This is a genomic window from Lentzea sp. NPDC003310 (genome assembly GCF_040610935.1).
Taxonomy (GTDB): Bacteria; Actinomycetota; Actinomycetes; order Mycobacteriales; family Pseudonocardiaceae; genus Lentzea.
On record NZ_JBEXNC010000062.1, the window covers coordinates 1 to 1,295 of the forward strand.

Here is a 1,295-nt window from a genome sequence, read left to right on the forward strand (position 1 = left end):
AATAAATAAAGGGGGGCCTTGAATGAAAAGTAAAACACCAACAGAAGCTCGTAAAGATTTTTATCAGTTATTAAAACGTGTGAATAATGACCATGAACCAGTATATATTGAAGGCAAATATGATGAGAGTAATGCTGTTATTATAGGCATGGAAGATTGGCGTAGCATTAATGAAACGATATATCTTGAGGCTACAGGCACAATGGACAAAGTTAGAGAACGTGAGCATGACAACAGTGGTTATACAAACATAGATGATATTGATTGGGCTAGACTTTAATGGCTAAATATAAAATCAACATTAAGAATTCAGCGAAGACAGATTTAAAGAAGATAAAACGTTCTCACTTACAAGAACAATTTTTGAAAATCGTAGAAATACTAAAATATGATCCATATCAACAAAGTCAATCCTTTGAAAAATTGCACCCTAAACATTTAGGACGATACTCAAGACGTATCAATCATCAACATAGAGTTGTCTATACAATTGATGAGGAAAATAAAGAAGTATTAATATTAGCAACTTGGTCTCATTATGAATAAAAAGGAGGACTCGTTAATGAAAATTAATGATGAACTCATTGAAAATTTATTGAAAGATAAATCAGGATTGCATCAAGAAAATGCGAAAAACCTAACAAAAACGCTTGTTGAAAAATATAAAGATCCAAATACATCTCAAAAAACAAAAAAAGAAATTAGAGAGCTTTTTCGACGACTATATAAGTAACGGGGAGAATAACTATACTAATTAGAAAAAGTTTGATTCTTTAATAAATCAACATTATATAAAAAACGAACCCAAAGGAAAAAGTAATGCAAGTCATAAACCTGAACCTGATCCTCAAGTTAATCAATTTTATAAAGATGCTGTTAAGTCAATTCGCCACTCAGGAGACAAACATATTATATTTTTAGAAGGTATTTGGGATCCAGACAATCTTAAAAAGCCATCATATTATAAGGATACTGCTCATAATTTAGTTTATGAGTATCATAACTACCCGACAGAAGCGAATGATTCAGTGAAACAATCATTTGACGAAAAGTTTAAAAAATTCAAGAAAAAGATTATAACGTTCCTAGTTATATGGGTGAATTCAATACAAGATCAATGGGAGAAAAACCTAAAGCACAAAATGGCGATTTAGCTTATATTTTAAATCAGATGAAAAACAAACATTTATCATGGTCACTATGGAATTATGATACTCAACTAGATAATGATCATCCTAACAAAGATTGGTCTCCTATTCATTATAGCGGTTTGGAAATAAATAGTGATAATATTG

At 30.3% G+C, this 1,295-nt stretch carries 4 protein-coding genes; all 4 read left to right on the top strand.

Annotated features, from left to right (window positions below):
- The first annotated feature begins 22 nt into the window (after positions 1 to 22).
- The gene (locus ABZX02_RS43925) at positions 23 to 280 is read left to right on the top strand and encodes a type II toxin-antitoxin system Phd/YefM family antitoxin (RefSeq protein WP_002441972.1); all 258 of its coding nucleotides are present in this window, start codon (positions 23 to 25) and stop codon (positions 278 to 280) included.
- Positions 280 to 546: a Txe/YoeB family addiction module toxin gene (locus ABZX02_RS43930; protein WP_002456264.1), complete on the top strand. Its 267-nt coding sequence runs from the start codon at positions 280 to 282 to the stop codon at positions 544 to 546. Before ABZX02_RS43925 ends, ABZX02_RS43930 begins: the two co-directional genes overlap by 1 nt.
- 245 nt (positions 547 to 791) lie before the next feature.
- Complete coding sequence (locus ABZX02_RS43935; protein WP_225981067.1) at positions 792 to 1,154, top strand: cellulase family glycosylhydrolase; 363 nt, start codon at positions 792 to 794, stop codon at positions 1,152 to 1,154.
- Positions 1,094 to 1,295: hypothetical protein (locus tag ABZX02_RS43940; RefSeq protein WP_355307968.1), on the top strand; the 202-nt coding region annotated here is incomplete at its 3' end. The genes ABZX02_RS43935 and ABZX02_RS43940, both read left to right, overlap by 61 nt.

Bases quoted from the DNA above. Each gene is read 5' to 3' on its own strand.
- ABZX02_RS43925 (WP_002441972.1), top strand. From the start codon at position 23: ATGAAAAGTAAAACACCAACAGAAGCTCGTAAAGATTTTTATCAGTTA.
- ABZX02_RS43930 (WP_002456264.1), top strand. From the start codon at position 280: ATGGCTAAATATAAAATCAACATTAAGAATTCAGCGAAGACAGATTTA.